Annotated in this window: 20 protein-coding genes and 1 tRNA gene; 14 read left to right on the top strand and 7 right to left on the bottom strand. The window is 57.7% G+C overall.

Annotated elements, in window-relative coordinates; genetic code table 11:
* Nucleotides 1-6: 6 nt before the first annotated feature.
* From IFT84_RS12910 to IFT84_RS12865, 10 genes are all read left to right on the top strand, one after another.
* Entirely contained in the window at nt 7-396 is a 390-nt protein-coding gene (locus IFT84_RS12910) for a TIGR02300 family protein (RefSeq protein WP_192119983.1), read from the top strand.
* A gap of 200 nt (nt 397-596) precedes the next feature.
* Nucleotides 597-672, top strand: a tRNA-Ala gene (locus IFT84_RS12905).
* 156 nt (nt 673-828) lie between these two features.
* Nucleotides 829-1,809 (top strand): thiosulfate ABC transporter substrate-binding protein CysP, encoded by a 981-nt coding sequence (gene cysP, locus IFT84_RS12900; RefSeq protein ID WP_192119981.1) that lies wholly within the window; start codon nt 829-831, stop codon nt 1,807-1,809.
* 109 nt (nt 1,810-1,918) lie between these two features.
* Complete coding sequence (cysT, locus tag IFT84_RS12895; RefSeq protein ID WP_192119979.1) at nt 1,919-2,740, top strand: sulfate ABC transporter permease subunit CysT; 822 nt, start codon at nt 1,919-1,921, stop codon at nt 2,738-2,740.
* Nucleotides 2,737-3,630 (top strand): sulfate ABC transporter permease subunit CysW, encoded by an 894-nt coding sequence (cysW, locus tag IFT84_RS12890; protein WP_446737598.1) that lies wholly within the window; start codon nt 2,737-2,739, stop codon nt 3,628-3,630. Before cysT ends, cysW begins: the two co-directional genes overlap by 4 nt.
* Before the next feature lie 7 nt (nt 3,631-3,637).
* Nucleotides 3,638-4,660, top strand: a complete 1,023-nt coding sequence (locus tag IFT84_RS12885) for a sulfate/molybdate ABC transporter ATP-binding protein (RefSeq protein WP_192119977.1) — start codon at nt 3,638-3,640, stop codon at nt 4,658-4,660.
* Nucleotides 4,661-4,663: 3 nt separating this feature from the next.
* Complete coding sequence (locus tag IFT84_RS12880) at nt 4,664-5,455, top strand: YdcF family protein (protein ID WP_192119975.1); 792 nt, start codon at nt 4,664-4,666, stop codon at nt 5,453-5,455.
* Nucleotides 5,456-5,532: 77 nt separating this feature from the next.
* Nucleotides 5,533-6,582 (top strand): aldo/keto reductase, encoded by a 1,050-nt coding sequence (locus IFT84_RS12875; protein ID WP_192119973.1) that lies wholly within the window; start codon nt 5,533-5,535, stop codon nt 6,580-6,582.
* A gap of 27 nt (nt 6,583-6,609) precedes the next feature.
* The gene (locus tag IFT84_RS12870; RefSeq protein ID WP_192119971.1) at nt 6,610-7,245 is read left to right on the top strand and encodes a trimeric intracellular cation channel family protein; all 636 of its coding nucleotides are present in this window, start codon (nt 6,610-6,612) and stop codon (nt 7,243-7,245) included.
* Between the two features lie 9 nt (nt 7,246-7,254).
* Entirely contained in the window at nt 7,255-7,950 is a 696-nt protein-coding gene (locus IFT84_RS12865; protein WP_192119969.1) for a hypothetical protein, read from the top strand.
* 16 nt (nt 7,951-7,966) lie between these two features.
* On the opposite strand, the gene irrA is transcribed toward IFT84_RS12865, so the two are convergent.
* Nucleotides 7,967-8,386, bottom strand: a complete 420-nt coding sequence (gene irrA / locus IFT84_RS12860; RefSeq protein ID WP_192119967.1) for an iron response transcriptional regulator IrrA — start codon at nt 8,384-8,386, stop codon at nt 7,967-7,969.
* Between the two features lie 320 nt (nt 8,387-8,706).
* Here irrA and fabA point away from each other — a divergent pair, with 320 nt between their 5' ends.
* The 3 genes from fabA to fabI are packed head-to-tail and all read left to right on the top strand — an operon-like array spanning nt 8,707 to nt 11,308.
* Complete coding sequence (fabA, locus tag IFT84_RS12855; RefSeq protein WP_192119965.1) at nt 8,707-9,222, top strand: 3-hydroxyacyl-[acyl-carrier-protein] dehydratase FabA; 516 nt, start codon at nt 8,707-8,709, stop codon at nt 9,220-9,222.
* 54 nt (nt 9,223-9,276) lie between these two features.
* Nucleotides 9,277-10,497, top strand: a complete 1,221-nt coding sequence (gene fabB, locus IFT84_RS12850; protein ID WP_192119963.1) for a beta-ketoacyl-ACP synthase I — start codon at nt 9,277-9,279, stop codon at nt 10,495-10,497.
* A 4-nt stretch (nt 10,498-10,501) separates the two neighbouring features.
* Nucleotides 10,502-11,308 carry an enoyl-ACP reductase FabI gene (gene fabI / locus IFT84_RS12845; RefSeq protein WP_192119960.1) on the top strand — a complete coding sequence of 269 codons (807 nt, stop codon included), beginning with the start codon at nt 10,502-10,504 and terminating at the stop codon, nt 11,306-11,308.
* Nucleotides 11,309-11,379: 71 nt separating this feature from the next.
* On the opposite strand, the gene IFT84_RS12840 is transcribed toward fabI, so the two are convergent.
* The 3 genes from IFT84_RS12840 to rpsO all read right to left on the bottom strand — a co-directional run bounded on the left by IFT84_RS12840 (nt 11,380) and on the right by rpsO (nt 15,245).
* On the bottom strand, nt 11,380-12,396 hold the full coding sequence (locus tag IFT84_RS12840; RefSeq protein ID WP_192119958.1) for a class I SAM-dependent methyltransferase: 1,017 nt from the start codon (nt 12,394-12,396) through the stop codon (nt 11,380-11,382).
* 115 nt (nt 12,397-12,511) lie between these two features.
* On the bottom strand, nt 12,512-14,656 hold the full coding sequence (gene pnp, locus IFT84_RS12835; RefSeq protein WP_192119956.1) for a polyribonucleotide nucleotidyltransferase: 2,145 nt from the start codon (nt 14,654-14,656) through the stop codon (nt 12,512-12,514).
* Nucleotides 14,657-14,975: 319 nt separating this feature from the next.
* A complete protein-coding gene (gene rpsO, locus IFT84_RS12830) occupies nt 14,976-15,245 on the bottom strand; it encodes a 30S ribosomal protein S15 (RefSeq protein WP_192119954.1) in 270 nt (89 codons plus the stop codon).
* A gap of 240 nt (nt 15,246-15,485) precedes the next feature.
* Here rpsO and IFT84_RS12825 point away from each other — a divergent pair, with 240 nt between their 5' ends.
* Nucleotides 15,486-15,725 (top strand): hypothetical protein, encoded by a 240-nt coding sequence (locus IFT84_RS12825; RefSeq protein WP_192119952.1) that lies wholly within the window; start codon nt 15,486-15,488, stop codon nt 15,723-15,725.
* Nucleotides 15,726-16,006: 281 nt separating this feature from the next.
* Here IFT84_RS12825 and truB read toward each other — a convergent pair whose 3' ends face one another.
* From truB to infB, 3 genes are all read right to left on the bottom strand, one after another.
* Nucleotides 16,007-16,942, bottom strand: coding sequence for a tRNA pseudouridine(55) synthase TruB (truB, locus tag IFT84_RS12820; RefSeq protein WP_192119950.1), 936 nt, complete (start codon nt 16,940-16,942; stop codon nt 16,007-16,009).
* A 64-nt stretch (nt 16,943-17,006) separates the two neighbouring features.
* The gene (rbfA, locus tag IFT84_RS12815) at nt 17,007-17,426 is read right to left on the bottom strand and encodes a 30S ribosome-binding factor RbfA (RefSeq protein WP_192119948.1); all 420 of its coding nucleotides are present in this window, start codon (nt 17,424-17,426) and stop codon (nt 17,007-17,009) included.
* Nucleotides 17,427-17,528: 102 nt separating this feature from the next.
* Nucleotides 17,529-20,261, bottom strand: a complete 2,733-nt coding sequence (infB, locus tag IFT84_RS12810; protein WP_192119946.1) for a translation initiation factor IF-2 — start codon at nt 20,259-20,261, stop codon at nt 17,529-17,531.
* Nucleotides 20,262-20,342 lie beyond the last annotated feature (81 nt).

The following is a 20,342-nucleotide window of genomic DNA, read 5'->3' as shown; positions in this document are numbered from 1 at the left end:
TTGACTGTGGCAAAACCGGAACTTGGAACCAAGCGCATCGACCCGGAAACGGGCCGTAAATTTTACGATCTTAATCGGGATCCCATCGTCTCGCCTTACACCGGCAAGTCCTATCCTCTGTCTTTCTTTGAAGAGACATCCGTTGCCAAGGTGATGGAGAAGGAAGAAGAGGAAGAAGTCGCCGAAGTCGATACAGAGAGCACGGAAGTCGAACTCGTATCGCTCGAGGACGCCGACGAAGAAGCATCGGGCGGCGACGACATTCCCGATATCGGTGATGACGACGTGGAAATCGACGATGACGAGGACGATACCTTCCTCGCGCCCGACGAAGACGATGAAGACGACGACATGAGCGACCTGATCGGCGTGTCGGACGACGACGACGACGTTTAAGGCAATTGCAGTAAAAGTGTGGAGCGGTTTTGCGTCCGCAATTGCGTAGAAACAAAAATGCATTGCGGCCTGCTGACAAATTATTTTAAGCGGGCCGTCACTTTCCATCTTGCTATCTGCAAAATGGGCAAGTAATAAGCCGCCACTGCCGGGGAACACTCCACGGCAAATCACGAACCGGACATCTGCGGTTCGTTCCCGGGGCCATAGCTCAGCTGGGAGAGCGCTTGCATGGCATGCAAGAGGTCAGCGGTTCGATCCCGCTTGGCTCCACCAAATATCCAAAGCAAAATTTGGTTCTTCCTGCGGTAGATCACTGCTGTTGTCGTATTTTAGAATTTTTTTCCCTTTTGCATCCAAGGTTTGGTTGGCTGTCACTCGTGTCACACGGTGAGAGGGTTATGGTGATTTAAAATTGCCTGAGGAGCCATAATGAAATCCCTGATTCTTGCCGGTGCGCTTGCCGCCCTTCTTGCCCCGCTTTCGGCCAATGCCGCTGACAAAATTCTGAACGCGTCCTACGATATTTCCCGTGAGCTGTTTGAAGCGGTCAACAAGGAATTCGTAGCCGCCCATCCGGGCGTCACGGTCGATCAGTCGCATGGTGGTTCATCCAAGCAGGCACGCGCAATTCTGGAAGGTCTTGAAGCCGATGTCGTGACCTTCAACCAGATCACCGATGTCAATGTTCTCGTCAAAGGCGGCTTTGTATCCGACGACTGGAAGAGTGATTTTCCGCACAATGCTTCGCCTTACTACTCGCTGCCTGCCTTTCTTGTGCGCGAAGGCAATCCAAAAGGCATCAAGGATTGGAGCGATCTCGTTCGTGATGACGTGAAGGTCATCTTCCCCAATCCTAAAACCTCAGGCAATGCCCGCTACACCTATCTGGCAGCAACCGCCTACGCCAAGGAAGCGTTCAAGGGCGACGATGCCAAGGTCGATGAATTCATTGGCAAGCTGTTCAAGAACGTGCCCGTGTTTGATACCGGAGGACGTGCCGCGACCACGACCTTTGTCGAGCGCGAGATCGGCGATGTGCTGATTACGTTTGAAGCTGAAACCCGCGGCATTGCCAAGGAGTTCGGTGAAGACAAGTTCGATATTGTCGTGCCGTCGGTCAGTCTGCTGGCTGAGTTTCCCGTGGCAATTGTGGATAAGGTCGTCGATAAGCGTGGCTCGCGCGATCTGGCGAAATCCTATCTCGATTTCCTCTATTCACCTGAAGGTCAGACCGTGCTTGCTGAGAACGGTAACCGTGTCAACGACCCAAAGGTCGCCGAAACTTTCAAGGCAGACTTCCCTGAGGTTCGGCTGGTGACGGTCGAAGACGTCTTCGGCGGTTGGGACAAGATCACGTCGGAGCACTTTGCATCCGGTGGCAAGCTGGATAAAGTTCTCAACACCCGCTAATCGTTCATCCCAGAAGGTGCGCGCTTCGTGTCGTGCATCAACAGTTTCCTCCCCCTCAATCGGGACCGGTGCGCCGGGCCCGATTGTTGCCGTTTGTAAAGGTGTTCGTTTGGCGCGTCGTGTTCTACCCGGTCTGCCGTTGTCCCTCGGCATCACCCTTGTCTATGTCTGCCTGATCGTGGCGCTGCCGCTGGGCGCGCTTGTGTTCAAGGCTGCAAGCCTTGGGCCTGAGGCCTATTGGGAGATCGTCTCGTCGGACCGTGCTTTGGCAAGCTACCGTGTCACCGTTCTCTGCGCCTTTGCGGCAACGGTGTTCAATCTCGTTTTTGGCTTTGCGCTCGCCTGGGTGCTGGTGCGGTATCGCTTTCCCGGTCGGCGCTTGATCGACGCCCTCGTGGACCTGCCGTTTGCGCTGCCCACGGCGGTGGCGGGTATCGCGTTGACCACGCTGTTTGCGCAAAATGGCTGGTTCGGTGCGGCTCTTGCCGGGGTCGGCATCAAGGTTGCCTATACGCCGCTTGGTATTATCGTGGCCATGGCGTTCACCAGTCTGCCCTTTATCGTGCGCACCGTGCAGCCGGTTCTGGAAGAGCTGGACCCTGCTCTGGAAGAAGCCGCACAGTCGCTCGGCGGCAGCGACGGGTCCATCTTTGTGCGTGTAATTCTGCCGCTGCTGGCACCGGCGATACTCGCCGGTGTATCACTGTCCTTTGCTCGCAGTCTGGGTGAATTTGGTGCCATCATCTTTATCGCGGGAAACCAGCCATTCGAGACGGAGATCACCGCCTTGCTCACCTTCATACGGCTGGAGGAATATGATTATCAGGCGGCTGCTGCCATTGCCTCCGTCCTGCTGATCACGGCGTTTGTCATGCTGGCGGTCACCAATCTTTTGCAGGCACGGGCGCTGCGCTATACGGTGAAGGCATGAACAGTAAGGAAATGACTAGGCCGCGCCGCAAACAGCCGCCGCGCGTGGGGGATCATCCGGCGTTTCGTCGCTCGCTTCTGGCCGTTGTCATTCTTATCACGCTGCTAATGGTGGTCGCGCCCCTGCTGGTGATCGGCGTTCAGGCCTTCTCGCTTGGTATCGGATACTTTGGCGAAACCATTGCCAATTCGGATACACGCCACGCCATCCTGTTGACGGCGCTGACCGCATTGATCGCCGTGCCGATCAACACCGTTTTCGGTATCGCGGCTGCTTGGGCCATTACCAAATTCGACTTTCCGGGACGCCGGTTTCTGCTTGTCGTCATTGAAATCCCGTTTTCCATATCGCCAATTGTGGCAGGCGTTTCCTACCTCTTCGTCTACGGGCTTCAAGGCCTGTTCGGCGATATGCTGCAAAGCGCAGACGTCAAAATCCTGTTTGCCCTGCCGGGCATCGTGCTGGCCAGCCTGTTCGTGACCGCGCCCTTTGTGGCGCGCGAGTTGATACCGTTAATGCAGGCACAGGGCCGCGATCTGGAAGAAGCGGCAACGTCGCTGGGAGCGAGTGGTTGGCGCACGTTCTTCTCCGTGACGCTGCCCAATATCAAATGGGCGATGCTCTATGGCATCGTGCTGTGCAATGCCCGTGTGATGGGCGAGTTCGGCGCGGTCTCGGTTGTCTCGGGCAATATTCGTGGGCAAACCAATACGCTGCCGCTGCACATTGAACTGCTCTACCACGATTACAATACGGTCGGCGCGTTTGCCGCCGCCAGCATTCTGGCGCTGCTAGCTGTGGTTACCCTTATCGCCAAGGTGGCGCTGGAACGGCGCGGCGCAGGCCGCCGCCCGACGCTGGCCGCCCCGGCGCCACAAACGGAGATTTGATCCTTCCATGAAAATCAGCCTTCACAATGTGGTCAAGACCTTTGATACGTTCCGCGCCGTCCATGGCATTTCGCTGGAGGTGGAGAGTGGCGAACTCGTGGCCCTGCTCGGGCCCTCCGGCTCCGGCAAAACGACTATTCTGCGCATGGTGGCGGGCCTCGAATTTGCCGATGGCGGTAACATCTATTTCGGGGCGGAAGACGCGACCGACATAGCCGTGCGAGACCGGGGCGTGGGCTTCGTGTTTCAGCACTATGCGCTGTTTCCGCATATGACTATTGGGGAGAACATCGCCTTTGGCATGAAAGTCTCCAAGGTCAAGCGCGAGAAAAGTGCCATTGCTACCCGCGTCACGGAACTGTTGCGCCTTGTGCAACTGGATGGCTTACAGGACCGCTTTCCCGCGCAGATTTCCGGCGGACAGCGCCAGCGCGTGGCCTTGGCCCGGGCGCTGGCCGTAGACCCCAAGGTTCTGCTGCTCGATGAGCCCTTTGGTGCGCTGGATGCCAATGTGCGCCGCGATCTGCGCCGCTGGTTGCGCCAGATTCACGATGAACTGGGCATTACCACGCTGTTCGTGACCCATGATCAGGAAGAAGCGCTCGATCTGGCAGACCGTGTGGTGATTCTGGACAAGGGCAGGATCGTGCAGAACGGCACCCCAGAAGACGTCTGCCGCAACCCTGCCAATGCTTTTGTCATGAACTTTCTGGGCGACGCCAATCGCTTGCCCGCAACCATTCAGGCCGGCACCGCCCATGTGGAGGGTGTCCCGTTTCAGGCACCGGATATGGTGGATGGCAAGGGCGAACTTTTCTTTCGCCCAACCGATATCGACTGGCGCGAACAGGGCGAAGGCATTCCCGCCACAATTCTGCGCGTGATCGACAGGCCGGATAACCGCCGTGTTCTGGCCCGCACGGACGGCGGGCATGCAGTGGAGTTTGATGCTCCGCCGGAGTTCAGCCACGGGATTGGTGCGGCGGGCCATTTGGCAATCCAGCGTGCCCGCGTGTTTGCAGCGCCCTGAGCTATGTTCTTTCTGCTCTCCAAGCTGTTCTGGCTGGTCGCACAACCGCTGTCTCTGGCGTTTATCCTGATTGTCCTGTCCGTCAGCGCGGGCCTGTTCGGCTGGCGGCGCTTGCAGATGGTATGGGCGGGTACTGCGGGTCTGCTGCTGTTTGTAACCCTGTTCACCACGACCGGGGAGCGGCTGCTGGCGGTCCTGGAAGACCGGTTTCCAAATCCGCCCGCACTAACCCAGCCTCTGTCCTGCATGATCGTGCTTGGTGGCGCATTCTCCAACGAGGTCACCACATCCCGTGGGGGAATCGAGCTCAATCAGGCCGGAGATCGCTACGTTGAGGCACTGCGGCTTGCGCAACTCTACCCGCAAGCCAGAATTGTCATTTCCGGCGGTGATGGCTCGCTGAGTGGCAGCTATGAGGGCGATGCGGCCATATCGCAGCGCTTCTTTCAAGCGTTCGGTATTGCACCGGAGCGGCTGGTTCTGGAATCCACATCCCGCAACACGGTTGAAAACGCAGCGAACACCAAAACGCTGCTGGACGAGAATGGTCTGGCAAACTGCGCCCTGATTACATCCGCCTTCCATATGCCCCGCTCCATCGGCATATTCCGCAAGCAGGGCATTCCTGTTCTGCCTTGGCCGACGGATTACCGCACGCAAGCCGATACCCGTCTTGGATTCGATTTCACCCAGCCATCGCGCAACGCGCAACTGATGACCACGGCCCTGCGCGAATGGATCGGCCTTCTAGCCTACTCTATTAGCGGGAGGACGGCTGCGCTATTTCCCAAGTAATATAACTTCCAATTGCGTGTGATAGTTCTATCTGAATTCGTTCATCCCAGATCTACCGATGTTCAAAGGAGCACACCATGCAGTATAATCAGCTTGGTAATACCGGCCTTTTCGTCTCGCAATTGTGCCTTGGCACCATGACGTTCGGGCAAGCGGGTGGTCACTCCACCTGGGGTTCCATTGCCGATGTCGATCAGGACGCAGCAGATATTATCGTCGAGCGGTCACTGGCCGCTGGCGTCAATTTCTTTGATACCGCCGATGTGTACTCTCACGGCGACTCGGAGCGTATTCTCGGCCAGTCCCTGCTCAATCTGGAAGTGCGCAGGCAGGATGTGGTGATTGCCACCAAATTCTTTGGCGAAATGGGCGATAAGCCCAATGATCGCGGCGCATCCCGCGGCCATATCATGGACTCGGTTGAAAACAGTCTGGAGCGGCTGCAACTGGACCATATCGATCTCTACCAGATGCATGGTACCGATACGATCACGCCTATCGACGAGACCCTGCGTGCGCTGGACGACCTCGTTTCCAGCGGGCTGGTCCGCTATGTCGGCGTGTCCAACTGGCAGGCGTGGCGTATTGCCAAGGCATTGGGCATTTCAGAAAGACGCGGGTTTGCGAAATTCGAGACCATACAGGCCTATTACTCCATCGCGGGCCGGGATCTGGAACGTGAAATCGTACCCTTGATGAATGAGGAAAAACTGGGCCTGCTGGTCTGGTCCCCGCTGGCCGGTGGTCTCCTGTCTGGCAAGTATGGGCCAGGCGCGGCGGAAGGCAGCAATGGCCGCCGGGATACCTTCGACTTTCCGCCCGTCAACAAAGACCGCGCATGGGAATGCGTCGCCGTAATGCGTGAGGTGGCGACCAAACACAGCGCCAGTGTAGCCGAGGTAGCGCTCGCGTGGATTCTCGCCAAGCCGTTTGTCACCAGCATCATCATTGGCGCAAAACGTGTGGAACAGCTCGATCAGAACCTTGCCGCCGTCAAACTCAAGCTTGATTCCGAAGATATGGAAAAGCTAAACAAGGTCAGCGCCATTCCCGCCGAGTATCCCGGCTGGATGCTGGAGCGGCAGAATACACTGCGCCGCCCGAAACCGTTTGAACCGAAGGCCTGACGCTTTACAAAACTGTCGGGAGTGTGAATGCCGATCCTCGAAATTCTTGATTATGCCGGTGTCGCGGTTTTTGCCGCCACCGGTGCCCTATCGGCATCGCGCAAACAGTTGGATATCATAGGCTTTCTGTTTCTGGCTTCTATCACCGGTATCGGCGGCGGTACGTTCCGCGATGTTATCCTCGGATTGACACCGGTATTCTGGGTGCTGAACCCCACCTATATTCTCGTGTGCGTGGGGGTGGCGCTTCTGGTTTTCTTTGGCGCACATCTGGTGGAGTCCCGCTACAAGCTTCTCTTATGGCTCGATGCAATCGGGCTTTCGGCCTACAGCGTCATGGGCGCGGCCAAAGGGTTTGCCGCAACGGGCTCTGCCACTGTGGCGGTGATCACCGGTGTTCTGACGGCCACCTTCGGGGGGATTATGCGCGATCTGCTGGCCGGTGAACCCTCTGTTCTCCTGCGTCCGGAAATCTACATCACCGCTGCTCTCTCCGGCGCTCTCGCCTTTACGCTCGCCACGGAAGCGGGCCTGTCGCTGCTGGTTGCATCCATCATCGGCGCATCCTGCGCCTTTATCGTGCGGGGTGGCGCATTAAAATTCGGCTGGTCCATTCCATCCTACAGAGCACGTCCCGGACGCCACCCGGACGATATTCCATAGGGTGTTGGATTGAACACGCCGTATTTCCGAAAGGATCTGCATCCAACCACACTCTACTTATCCGCCGACTGGTGGGAGAGTCATGCATGCGAGACGGGATACGCTCCCCGTCCGCTTGCCAATGACCTGCAGAACATCCAGCGGCTTCGCCTATGTCTGCCCACGGGCGTACAGCCACCAAAGGGCTGGAAGCTGTGCAAGACCACCAAGCTCGGACAACTGGCTGTCTGTGACAAACCGCCCGTCCCTGACGTATCCGGTTTCGCGGTGCGTTGCCTGCCCAGAAACACAGATGAGTTTGCGCTTTGGCTCCGCCTGCATGCGGAGCTCTACGCCGAAACGCATCAGGACAATCCGGTCGCGTCGATTGACGAAGCGCGATATGCGGAACTCTTCGATAATGGCGATCTTCACGCCAATGGTATTATCGGCGGCTTTCACGGTAACCAACTGAACGGCATATCCAGTTTGAGGACTGGCCCGCACGACCGTTTGGAACTCGGCTGGAGTGGCGTGCCGAACAACAAGGCTCCAATGGAAACAATCCATTTGATTGCAAAGGCAGCCGCCCTCGCCAAATCATTGGGTCATTTGTCGATTGGCGTTGAGGCCGACAGTACTGATTCCACGCTGACCATAGCCATGAGCTACTTTGAGATCACTTGGCAGGAAGAGTATCTGACATTCGAGCAGCGGCTTTGCTGAGCTCGCAGGGCAGATATCAGTTCCGCTTGGCGCGCAACCGGATTACCACGTCCACATGGGCAATTTCCATGCCCTCCGGTGGTTCGGGGATATTGTCGATCACCAGATCGTTGATCGGAATATCCAGAACCTCGTTCTCACCCTCCACGAAGAAGTGGTGGTGGTCAGAGGTGTTGGTGTCGAAATAGGTCTTCGCGCCTTCCACAGCCAGCACGCGAATGAGCCCCGCCTCGGTAAACTGGTGCAGCGTGTTGTAGACGGTGGCAAGCGACACGGGAACACCGGCATCGACTGCCTCTTCGTGCAGTTCCTCGACAGTCAGATGGCGATCGCCTTTTGCGAACAGCAGATCGGCAAGTGCCGTGCGTTGGCGCGTTGGGCGAAGCCCGAACTCGCGCAAACGCTCCTGCGTACCCACAAAAATTTCAGTGCCCATGGCAAGCTTTCCAGTCTGACTGCGCTTGAACTGTCATCATTCTCAACCGATATAACTTTTACCGCGAGTGCTTTCAATAGATTCAATCGGGCGGAGCTGCCCAATTTCATACAAAACAAGCGTTTTTTTCCGCTCGGTCCCTTTTCTCTCTGGTCGCAAACATGTCATTCATGTATGCGACGCTTCATTCCTGCAGCCAATGGGGCTGCATATGTTGCAGATAAGAGTGAGGAAACCGGTCAGTATCACGCTTGGTGTTTGTGAACCTACGAATGAAGCCAAGCGTGTGAACAAACCGTCGATCGGGGAAAAGATTGAGAATGAGCACCAAACAGTCCAGCTTCAATTATGAGGAACTTCTGTCCTGCGGTCGTGGCGAATTGTTCGGCCCCGGCAATGCCCAGCTACCGCTTCCTCCGATGCTGATGGTCCACCGCATCACCGAAATTTCCGAAACCGGTGGCCCGCATGACAAGGGCTTCATTCGCGCGGAATATGATGTTCGTCCGGACGACTGGTATTTCCCCTGCCATTTTCAGGGCAACCCGATCATGCCCGGCTGCCTCGGTCTGGATGGCATGTGGCAGTTGACCGGCTTTTTCCTGGGCTGGCTGGGTGAGCCCGGTCGCGGCATGGCGCTGTCCACCGGCGAGGTCAAGTTCAAGGGCATGGTTCGTCCCGATACGAAGCTGCTCGAGTACGGCATTGATTTCAAGCGCGTCATGCGGGGCCGGCTGGTTCTGGGCACCGCCGATGGCTGGTTGAAGGCCGACGGAGAGCTTATCTATCAGGCAACCGACCTGCGCGTGGGTCTGTCCAAGGAACAAGCGGCGTAAGCGCAAGCGCTGCCGTTTCAGATTTACTGAGAAGTTTTAGAAAAGGTCGCAAACATGAGACGGGTTGTTGTTACAGGTCTCGGCGTTGTTTCCTCCATTGGAAATGACGCTGCGGAAGTTACCGCCTCGCTGCGCGATGCCAAGTCCGGCATTTCGTTTTCAGCCGATTTTGCCGAGCACGGCTTCAAGTGCCAGGTCTGGGGTGCACCCACGCTGGACCCGACCGATCTGGTAGACCGGCGCGCCATGCGCTTTCTGTCCCAGGGCGGCGCATGGAACCATGTCGCCATGAAGCAGGCCATCGCCGATGCCGGCCTCGAAGAAGCCGATATCAGCCATGAGCGCACCGGTATCATCATGGGTTCGGGTGGTCCATCCACCCGCACCATCATCGAAGCGGCTGATATCACTATCAAGAACAACAGCCCCAAGCGTATTGGCCCCTTTGCCGTACCAAAGGCGATGTCGTCCACCGCCTCGGCAACGCTTGCCACATGGTTCAAGATTCACGGCGTCAACTACTCCATTTCATCGGCCTGCTCCACCTCGGCCCATTGTATCGGCAATGCCGTGGAAATGATTCAGTGGGGCAAGCAGGACGTGATGTTCGCCGGCGGTCACGAAGACCTCGACTGGTCCATGTCCAACCTGTTTGATGCCATGGGCGCCATGTCGTCCAAGTACAACGCTACGCCGGAAACGGCTTCCCGTGCCTATGACGCAACCCGGGATGGCTTCGTGATTGCCGGCGGAGCCGGCGTGCTGGTTCTGGAAGAACTGGAACGCGCCAAGGCGCGTGGCGCAAAAATTTATGCGGAAGTTGTGGGCTATGGCGCAACATCCGATGGCTACGACATGGTTGCACCATCGGGCGAAGGTGCCGCGCGCTGCATGCGGCAGGCGCTGGCGACCGTGACCGGCGAGGTAGATTACATCAACACCCACGGCACCTCGACGCCGGTGGGCGACTCCAAGGAAATCGGTGCGATCCGCGAAGTGTTTGGCGACAAGATCCCGCATATCCAGTCCACCAAGTCGCTGACAGGCCATTCGCTGGGTGCCGCCGGTGTGCAGGAATCCATTTACGGCCTGCTGATGATGCAGGCAGGCTTCATCGGGGAAAGTGCGCATATTACCGAACTTGACCCCGAGTTTGAGGGCGTTCCGATTGTGCGCAAGCGCATCGACAACGCCAAGATCGACACCGTCCTGTCCAACTCCTTCGGCTTTGGCGGCACCAACGCAACGCTCGTCTTCCAGCGCTACAACGGATAAATCCATGACCGGAATTATGAACGGAAAGCGCGGGCTCATCATGGGCGTCGCGAACAACCACTCCATTGCCTGGGGAATTTCCAAGGCATTGGCAGCACAGGGCGCGGAACTGGCCTTTACCTATCAGGGTGAAGCACTTGGCAAGCGGGTGAAGCCGCTTGCGGCTGAGTTGGGTTCCGATTTTCTGCTGCCTTGCGACGTGGAAGATATTGCCTCCGTGGATACCGTCATTTCGGCCATTGAGGAGCGCTGGGGCAAACTGGACTTTATCGTTCACGCCATCGGCTTCTCCGACAAAAACGAGCTGAAGGGGCTTTATGCGGATACCACGCGGGATAACTTCACCCGTACCATGGTTATCTCCTGTTTCTCCTTCACCGAAATTGCCAAGCGCGCCGCAGGCTTGATGAACGAGGGGGGCTCCATGCTCACCCTCACCTATGGCGGCTCGGTGCGGGTCATGCCGAACTACAATGTCATGGGTGTTGCAAAGGCTGCACTGGAAGCATCCGTGCGGTATCTCGCCGCTGATTTCGGCCCGCGTGGCATTCGCGTCAACGCCATCTCCGCAGGCCCGATCCGCACACTGGCAGGTGCCGGCATTTCCGATGCGCGCGCCATGTTGTCCTGGCAGCAGAAGCATTCTCCCATGCGCCGCACAGTCACCATCGATGATATCGGTGGCTCGGCACTCTACATGCTGTCCGATCTGTCCAACGGCGTTACCGGAGAGATTCATTACGTCGATTCCGGCTACAACATTACGTCCATGCCGGTCGTGGAAGCACTGCGCAAGGCAGACGCCGAGTAAGTCATTGCATTGCGAAAAAAAGGGCGCGAACCCTGCGGTTCGCGCCCTTTTTTGTTTCATGCTTCCAGCGTTTAACGCTTGCCCCACAGCACCTTGAAGCGAGCATTTCGGCAGGTTTCACCAAATTCCTTGAAGCTGGTTTCCAGCACAGGCTCGTAAGGAAGTCCACGATTGGCGACCAGCATCAGCCGTCCACCAATTTTTAGGGATTTCGCAGCCGCCTTGATCATGGCCACACCCAGCGAATGCTCGGTTGAATGTCCCTCATGGAACGGCGGGTTCATCACAATCAGGTCAAACTTGTCGCGGGTCTCTTCCGACGTCATATCCTGCCAATGGAAACGGGCAGGAACGCGCGGCGCATTCTCTGCCATATTGGCGCGTGCCGCCTCCAGCGCTTCGTAATCGGCTTCAAACAGATCGATACCCTTGACGCCGGGAGCCTTCTTCGCCAGTTCCACGGCAAGATAGCCCCAGCCAGCGCCGAAGTCCGCAGCGTGACCCCGGAAATCCTCCGGCAGACGTGACGCCAGCAGCTCAGAGCCGCCATCGATACGGTCGTGTGAAAACATGCCCGGTGCAGCCGTAAAGCGACCATCGACACGCACGGCCTGCTTTTGCAATTTTGCAATCACATCATCGACATTCTCAGGACGCCCGAACCAGAACACGACGCCGTGGTATTTTGGCAGCGAGTCCCCGCCCCAGCCAAACCGCTCGATCCGCTTGCGCAGCGACTGGATGCCGTCTTCCTTGCCGCCGGCGACCACGATCAAACCACCGAGCTTCACACGCTTTAGCGCTTCGGCAATTCGGTCTTCATTCTCGCCCTTGTGCTTGCCGCAGAGAATAAAGGCGGCATCATAGGCCTCACCCTCAACGACCGGCTTCACAGCGGCACGGGAGGCCTCGAGAGCGCGATAGAGCGGGCGAAACGGCTGCACAGCCTCAATCGTGGCTTCAAAGCCCGGGGGTAGAATATATCCCGCTTCCGCGCCGAGAAACAGCACGCGCTCGCCAGCGCCAAGCGGGGGCAGAACCTCACTTGCGAAGGGGTGGAAAAGGGTTTTCAGTGCGTCTCGGCTCATTCACTCTATCCTTGGCAACATGGTCTCTTGGCTTTGCCGTGTCGCGACCTTTTTAAGGAACAAAAGGCGCGGAACAAACCTGTCCCGCGCCTCCTGTCTCAACCTGTGTGGAGCTTCAAGCTTCGGTTTCGCCTTCGGCCTTCTTTTCGGCCACGACTTCCTTGCCGGTTGCCTGATCGACAACCTTCATGGACAGGCGAACCTTGCCGCGCTCATCAAAGCCCATCAGCTTGACCCAAACCTTATCGCCTTCCTTGACGACATCAGAGGTCTTGGCGACGCGCTCACCAGCCAGCTGCGAAATGTGCACCAGACCATCGCGAGGACCAAAAAAGTTGACGAAGGCGCCGAAGTCCGCCGTCTTGACAACGGTGCCTTCGTAGATCTGGCCAACCTCAGGCTCGGCAACGATGGAGTGAATCCACTTCTTCGCCGCTTCGATTTCCTTGCCCGAAGACGATGCGATCTTGACCGTACCGTCGTCTTCGATATTCACCTTCGCGCCCGTCTTTTCAACGATTTCGCGAATGACCTTGCCACCCGAACCGATAACTTCACGGATCTTGTCGACCGGAATGTTCATCACTTCGATACGGGGCGCAAACTCGCCCAGTTCTGAACGGCTGGATGTGATGGCCTTGGCCATTTCACCAAGAATGTGCAGACGCCCACCCTTGGCCTGTTCCAGCGCGATGCCCATGATTTCTTCGGTAATGCCGTCGATCTTGATGTCCATCTGCAGCGACGTGATACCAGCTTCAGTACCGGCCACCTTGAAATCCATGTCGCCGAGGTGGTCTTCGTCACCGAGAATATCGGACAGAACTGCGAAACGCTCGCCTTCCTTGATGAGACCCATGGCAATACCGGCAACCGGCTTTGCAATCGGCACACCGGCATCCATCAGCGCGAGCGAAGTGCCGCACACGGTTGCCATGGACGACGAACCATTGGATTCGGTGATTTCCGATACCACACGCACGGTGTAAGGGAATTGGTCGGCAGCAGGCAGAACAGGGCGAAGCGCACGCCATGCCAGCTTGCCGTGGCCGATTTCGCGGCGACCCGGAGAGCCCATACGGCCAGTTTCACCTACCGAATAGGGAGGGAAGTTGTAGTGCAGCATGAAGCGTTCTTTGTACATGCCCGTCAGGCTGTCCACGTACTGCTCGTCTTCGCCCGTACCAAGTGTTGCAACCACGATCGCCTGCGTTTCACCACGGGTGAACAAGGCAGAGCCGTGTGTGCGCGGCAGAAGACCGACTTCCGACACAATCGGACGAACCGTTTCAAGGTTACGCCCATCGATACGGCTCTTGGTGTCGAGAATGTTCCAGCGAACGATCTTGGCTTGCAGCGACTTGAAGACCGCAGCAACTTCTTCCGAGGTATATTCAGTCGGCTCCGTACCTTCCGGCAGGAACTGTGCCTTCACCTTGGCCTTAACAGCGTCGACAGCGGCGTAGCGCTCAGCCTTGTTGGTGTTCTTGTAGGCTTCGCGCAGTTCCGCTTCGGCAAAGCCAAGCATCGCTGTTTCCAGCGGTGAATGGTCTTCCGGGCTGAAATCGCGCGGCTCTTTCGCAGCCACTTCGGCAAGCTTGATGATCGCATCGATGACTGGCTGGAAGCCGTTTTTGCCGAACACGACCGCGCCCAGCATAACGTCTTCCGGCAGTTCCTTGGCTTCCGATTCCACCATCAGCACGGCGTCCTGCGTACCGGCAACAACCAGTTCCAGCGTGGACTCGTCCATCTCGTCGATATGCGGATTCAGAACGTACTGGCCGTTGATGTAGCCAACGCGCGCGCCACCGACCGGGCCCATGAAGGGAACGCCGGAAAGCGTCAGCGCAGCCGATGCGGCAACCATGGACAGAATGTCCGGGTTGTTTTCCAGATCGTGCTGCATGACGGTAACAACGACCTGTGTGTCGTTCTTGTAACCATCGGGGAACAGCGGACGGATCGGACGGTCGATCAGGCGGGAAACAAGAGTTTCGTTTTCGCTCGGACGACCTTCGCGCTTGAAGTAACCACCGGGAATTTTACCGGCAGCGTAGGTCTTTTCCTGATAGTTGACCGTCAGCGGGAAGAAGTCCTGGCCCGGCTTTGGCGACTTTGCCGAAACGACTGTGGCCAGAACGACAGTTTCGCCGTAGGTTGCCAGAACAGCGCCGTCAGCCTGACGTGCGATTTTGCCGGTTTCGAGCTTGAGCGGGCGTCCGGCCCATTCGATTTCGACCGTGTGAGTATCGAACATATATTCGTCCTTCGTGTGTGCCGTACCGCACCCGCAAGCGCCTGAAACGGCGCGGGGATCGGCTTGGCACGGGTGCGACACATCACGGGCAAGACAACGGGATGCTTCACTCTCAGCATGTCCAGTAAAGCGGAACCGCTTATATCCGGATTGCTGCAACACGAGGTCAAGCACCCAGCAATCCTGCCCCATGACAGGTCACCGGTTTGTTTTTCAGCAAACCGGCCCATCCGGTCTGCCTGACATTCATGGCGCTGTCGTTGACAGCGCAAAATAGAGTTTCGGCGAACGATCTACAGGATCGTCCGCCGAAAAAACCTTAGCGGCGAATGCCCAAGGCACCAATCAGCTTGGTGTAACGGGCTTCTTCCTTCTTCTTCAAGTAGTCCAGCAGCGAACGGCGGCTGGAAACCATGGCAAGAAGACCACGACGCGAGTGGTTGTCTTTCTTGTGGCTCTTGAAGTGCTCGGTCAGATTGTTGATCCGCTCGGTGAGAATTGCCACCTGAACTTCCGGAGAACCGGTATCGCCTTCGGTTGTTGCATATTCTTTCACGAGTTCAAGCTTGCGCTCTGGAGTAATCGACATCGCAATATCCCTTCTATGTTAGGATTTTAAGGTCGCCAACAGCCGAGATGTCGTCCAGCTGCAGCCATGAGTGCTTTGTGACAGGTGCAAGACCCGTACAGCGCAGGCTGCCTATAAAGCAATTTTGTGGGAAAAGAAAGAGGCGGTAGTTTGGTGTCACATCTGCCCGCTTCGTTGCCAGCGTTGACAAGACAAGCTCCAAAGATACATATTAGATATAAATAAATTGACGAGGCTAAAATGTTTCGGAAGAGATGGCGTGCAAATGCACAAGGTATTCATCTTCTGCTGGTACATGAGACAGACTGGCGGATGCGGACGAAAGCTTCCATCTTTCTGGACGACACCCTTATTGCTTCATCGTCCTATCGGTACAACCTCATCCCCATCGTATTGAAGGCGGACTTGCCTGAACACGGCACTACGCTGGAAGCCACGTTTGGCTACAGCCAAACAGGATTGTCGCGCATTCATCGCTGACGCTGAATCGACAGCATGTAAGCGCGGTTACGACCGTTCCCGACACACTCGGGAAGCAATATCCACCGATGCCGTTATGGAAGGCACTTTTGGTCCATGGCGTTCCCGGAGCACTGATCTATTCAACATTTATGATCGTGTCCGGGACATTCAAAACCAGTCAACCTCTTACGATCATCGGTGGCTTCACAATGTTTGCCGTTCTGACTAGCATGACCGGTTGGGGTGTTGCAAAACTCGTTGAACGTCAAAAACGAGGGTAATGTGCAGGGGCAGAAGGTTCACTGCCCGTTAAACACCCGTTTGGGGCGGAACTCACCGCTGACGATTTCACCGATTGCGATCAGCTTGCCGCGTGCCGTGGCGTAGGCTTCCTGTTCCGCCACGGGCGCGTCACGGCCACGCACCAGAATGGGGTTGCCCATCTGCAGGCGGTGGGCCTGATCGTCGGTAATGACGAGATGCGGCAGACTGGCCAGCGCCTCGCCCGTTTCAATGATATACGCGTCAAGGGCGGCCAAACGTTCGGCCTCGTCCTCAATGGATTCCAGAGCAATCAGATCAGCCAGAGGCACCATGTCCCCTTCCCCGAACGGCGCAACGAAGGTGCGGCGCAGCGAGGAAATATGGCCGTAGCAGCCGAGATCGCGGCCGAAGTCCCGCGCCAGCGAGCGCACATAGGTGCCCTTGCCGCACTCAACTTCGAAATGCGCTGCGTTTTCGTCAGAACCGAGCAACGTCAAGCGATGGATTTCCACCTCGCGGGACGGTATCTCAACCACCTCGCCTTCGCGCGCCAGATCGTAAGCGCGGTTGCCGTCGATCTTGATGGCCGAGAACTGCGGTGGAATCTGCTGGATCGTGCCGGTATAGTTCGGCAGCAGTGCCTGAATATCCGCGTCCGACGGACGGTTTTCGGACGACTGCGTGACCTCGCCTTCCAGATCGTCGGTCGAGCGCTCTTCGCCCCACGTCACCGTGAATTCATAGACTTTGCGCCCATCCATAACGTAGGGTACGGTCTTTGTGGCATCGCCCAGGGCAATCGGCAACATGCCGGACGCCAATGGATCCAGCGTACCGGCGTGGCCGGCTTTCTGGGCTTTCAGCAGCCACTTGATTTTAGAGACGGCTTCGGTCGAGCCGAAATCCACCGGCTTGTCCAGAATCAACCAGCCGGAAACCGGACGGCCTTTTACCTTGCCACGTCGTGCCATGTCATACTCTTGATTTGCTGCGCGATAGGGTATGCCTTAAAGGCACCCCGGCTATGGGCAGGTTTTAAACTTGTTCGTCGGTGTCGTTGTCCGTGCCAGCGGCCAGGTCGCGCTGGACTTCGGGCGAGCGCAACAAAGCATCGATCTTCTTGTAATTGTCGAAGCTGGTATCGTCGCGGAAACGGACTTCCGGCATGTATTTCATCTGCCGCAGTTGCGCACCCATGCGCCCGCGAATGAATTTGGCATTGCGGTTGAGAGCGTCAATCACACCCTGATGATCGGCAACGCCGAGAGGGGTTACGTAAGCTGTTCCAATTTTCAGATCCGGCGACATGCGTACTTCGGAAATGGAAATCACGGTCTTTTCCAGCAGTGGATCGCGAACCTCTCCGCGTTGAAGCACCTGCGTTACGGCGGCGCGCACCTGCTCACCAACGCGCAACATACGCTGCGAAGGGGCTGATGATGTGGATTTCGTCATTCTTTACCTCAAGCGTCTAACTGCTCAAAAGGCAGAAGGCTTTTAAAAAAGTCGAGCGCCGGAAAACCGGCGCCCGTTGTCGTGTTTTGAGCGGCTGCGATCTTACAGCGTACGCGTGATATGCTCGACGCGGAAGCACTCGATGGTGTCGCCTGCACGAATATCTTCGTAGTTCTCGAACGCCATACCGCATTCCTGACCGGTCTGTACGTCCGACACTTCATCCTTGAAGCGCTTGAGCGTCTTGAGCTTGCCTTCGTGGATAACCACGTTGTCGCGCACCAGACGCACCCCGGCACCACGCTCCACCTTGCCTTCGGTAACGCGGCAACCCGCAACCTTGCCGACCTTCGTGATGTTGAACACCTCGAGGATCTCGGCATTGCCCAGGAAGGTCTCGCGGCGTTCCGGTGACAGCAGGCCGGACATCGCTGCCTTCACGTCATCCACCAGATCGTAGATGATGTTGTAGTAGCGGATTTCGATGCCCGAGCGATCCGCCGCCGAACGAGCCTGCGTATTGGCACGAACGTTGAAACCGATGATCGCGGCGTTCGAGGCTTCCGCCAGCGAAATATCCGACTCGGTGATACCACCTGCGCCCGAATGAACGATGCGTGCGCGCACTTCGCCCGTGCCCAGTTTTTCCAGCGCGCCGATAATGGCTTCGATGGAACCCTGCACGTCGCCCTTGATGACCAGCGGGAATTCCTTAACGCCGGACGAAGACAACTGCGTCATCATCTGCTCCAGCGAACCACGCTGACCGGATTGACGTGCAACGGCCTTGTCGCGCGTCAGGCGCTGACGGTACTCGGCGATTTCACGTGCACGGCTTTCGTTTTCGACGACGGCAAAGCGGTCACCTGCCTGCGGCGTGCCGGAAAGACCCAGTACTTCCACCGGTGTTGCCGGACCTGCGGACTTCACATGCTCGCCCTTGTCGTTGACAAGCGCGCGCACGCGACCCCACTGATCGCCAGCCACGATGATCTGGCCCGGCGTCAGCGTACCTGTCTGCACCAGAACGGTGGCAACGGAACCACGACCACGGTCCAGCTCGGCTTCCACGACCGTACCTTCGGCCGTGCGGTTCGGATTGGCCTTCAAGTCCAGAATTTCGGCCTGCAGCAGAATGGCTTCCAGAAGCTTGTCGAGGTTGGTGCCCTGCTTTGCGGACACTTCCACGTCCAGCACTTCACCGCCCATGGATTCCACGAACACTTCATGCTGAAGCAGTTCGGTGCGTACCTTCTGCGGATTTGCTGTAGGCTTGTCGACCTTGTTGATCGCCACGATAATCGGCACATTGGCCGCCTTGGCGTGGTTGATCGATTCAATTGTCTGCGGCATCACGCTGTCGTCAGCCGCAACCACCAGAATGGCGATATCGGTTGCCTGCGCACCACGGGCACGCATGGCCGTAAAGGCGGCGTGGCCGGGGGTGTCGATGAAGGTGATCTTCTGGCCGTTCTGCTCAACCTGATACGCACCGATATGCTGCGTAATACCACCGGCTTCGCCCGACACCACATTGGCGTGACGGATCGCATCGAGAAGCGAGGTCTTGCCGTGGTCGACGTGGCCCATGATGGTGACGATGGGCGGACGCGAAATCAGCTCACCGACCTCATCCGTCACGTTGAAGATACCAGTTTCGATATCGGACTCCGCAACACGGCGAACCGTATGGCCGAATTCGCCAGCGATCAACTCCGCCAGATCGGCGTCGATGACGTCGCCCGGCTTCATCATCTGGCCTTCCTTCATCAGGAACTTGATCACATCCACAGACCGTTCAGCCATACGCTGCGACAGTTCCTGAATGGTGATGGTTTCCGGCAAAATGACTTCACGCGCAATCTTCTCGCGGGTTTCCTGCATCTGGCTGCGGCGGAATTTTTCCTGACGGCGGCGCATGGCGGCCATGGAGCGGCCGCGCGGCGTACCATCATCGTCCAGGGCTGCGGTCAGCGTCAGCTTGCCACGGCGGCGATCTTCCTCGACCTTCGGACGGGCGGGCGCAACCTTGGCAGGCTCGGGGCGAACGACCTTGCCGCGTGCCGGGCTTCCGGCGTTGCGGCTGCGGGTTTCTTCGTCATCGCCTTCGGTCTTGCGGCGACCGGGCACTGCGGCTGCCGGAGCGGCAGCCGCTGTCCGATTGACTGTCGGGCGCTGGCGATCCCCAGTCGGGGCTGGGGCGGCAGCGGCAATCGGCTCCGGTGCGGCGGCAACCACTTCCGGCTCCACGACTGGTGCGGGTGGCGGTGTCGGGTTGGCAAGCTCTTCAGCGGCGCGGCGAGCGGCCTCTTCCTTCTCACGAAGGATACGGGCTTCTTCCTCCACCTTGCGGCGAGCTTCTTCCTCAACCCGGCGCTTTGCATCCTCGGCGTCGCGCACCTGCGCTTCGGCCAGCGCACGGCGGCGGGCTTCGATTTCACCGGCCGACAGATGGTTCAAAACGACGCCAACGCGCGGCTTGGGAGCCTCGGCACGGGGTGCAGTGTTCTGAACCTGCTGGCGAACAGGCTGTTGCGGACGGTCTGTCTGCTGCAAGCGATTGGGCTGCTGCGGACGCTGCTGGCCTGAAACCGGCTTTTGCGGCTGGGGTGCAGCCGCCGTCACAGGAGCCTTGGCAACCGGCGCTACTGGTGTAATCGGCTTTTCGTCTTCCGGGCGCGACGGGCGCCGCTTGCGGGTCTCGACCACAACGGCCTTCGTTCTGCCACGACCCATGTCCTGGCGAACGGTTCCCTGATTAACCCCGGTGGGTTTCAAGGTCAGCGTCTTTTTGCCCGCTACGCTGATTGTCTTGTCGTCGTTGTTGTCCGTCATTCCGTTCCCGTTCCTAAGATCGGGGTCGGATGCGTATCAGCAGACCCCGTCGTTCAAATCATCATATCCAATGCACGTGCA

The sequence above is a fragment of the Rhizobium sp. CFBP 8762 genome, assembly GCF_014841565.1.
In the GTDB taxonomy this organism is placed as follows: Bacteria; Pseudomonadota; Alphaproteobacteria; order Rhizobiales; family Rhizobiaceae; genus CFBP-8762.
The sequence above is the reverse complement of the archived record's forward strand: the minus strand, read 5'-3'. Positions and strand labels throughout refer to the sequence as shown.

Excerpts from the sequence above, each read along its gene's own strand:
- cysP (WP_192119981.1), top strand. The coding sequence starts at position 829 with ATGAAATCCCTGATTCTTGCCGGTGCGCTTGCCGCCCTTCTTGCCCCG.
- cysW (WP_446737598.1), top strand. The coding sequence starts at position 2,737 with ATGAACAGTAAGGAAATGACTAGGCCGCGCCGCAAACAGCCGCCGCGC.
- IFT84_RS12885 (WP_192119977.1), top strand. The coding sequence starts at position 3,638 with ATGAAAATCAGCCTTCACAATGTGGTCAAGACCTTTGATACGTTCCGC.
- IFT84_RS12880 (WP_192119975.1), top strand. The coding sequence starts at position 4,664 with ATGTTCTTTCTGCTCTCCAAGCTGTTCTGGCTGGTCGCACAACCGCTG.
- IFT84_RS12875 (WP_192119973.1), top strand. The coding sequence starts at position 5,533 with ATGCAGTATAATCAGCTTGGTAATACCGGCCTTTTCGTCTCGCAATTG.
- IFT84_RS12870 (WP_192119971.1), top strand. The coding sequence starts at position 6,610 with ATGCCGATCCTCGAAATTCTTGATTATGCCGGTGTCGCGGTTTTTGCC.
- irrA (WP_192119967.1), bottom strand. The coding sequence starts at position 8,386 with ATGGGCACTGAAATTTTTGTGGGTACGCAGGAGCGTTTGCGCGAGTTC.
- fabA (WP_192119965.1), top strand. The coding sequence starts at position 8,707 with ATGAGCACCAAACAGTCCAGCTTCAATTATGAGGAACTTCTGTCCTGC.
- fabB (WP_192119963.1), top strand. The coding sequence starts at position 9,277 with ATGAGACGGGTTGTTGTTACAGGTCTCGGCGTTGTTTCCTCCATTGGA.
- fabI (WP_192119960.1), top strand. The coding sequence starts at position 10,502 with ATGACCGGAATTATGAACGGAAAGCGCGGGCTCATCATGGGCGTCGCG.
- IFT84_RS12840 (WP_192119958.1), bottom strand. The coding sequence starts at position 12,396 with ATGAGCCGAGACGCACTGAAAACCCTTTTCCACCCCTTCGCAAGTGAG.
- pnp (WP_192119956.1), bottom strand. The coding sequence starts at position 14,656 with ATGTTCGATACTCACACGGTCGAAATCGAATGGGCCGGACGCCCGCTC.
- rpsO (WP_192119954.1), bottom strand. The coding sequence starts at position 15,245 with ATGTCGATTACTCCAGAGCGCAAGCTTGAACTCGTGAAAGAATATGCA.
- IFT84_RS12825 (WP_192119952.1), top strand. The coding sequence starts at position 15,486 with ATGTTTCGGAAGAGATGGCGTGCAAATGCACAAGGTATTCATCTTCTG.
- truB (WP_192119950.1), bottom strand. The coding sequence starts at position 16,942 with ATGGCACGACGTGGCAAGGTAAAAGGCCGTCCGGTTTCCGGCTGGTTG.
- rbfA (WP_192119948.1), bottom strand. The coding sequence starts at position 17,426 with ATGACGAAATCCACATCATCAGCCCCTTCGCAGCGTATGTTGCGCGTT.
- infB (WP_192119946.1), bottom strand. The coding sequence starts at position 20,261 with ATGACGGACAACAACGACGACAAGACAATCAGCGTAGCGGGCAAAAAG.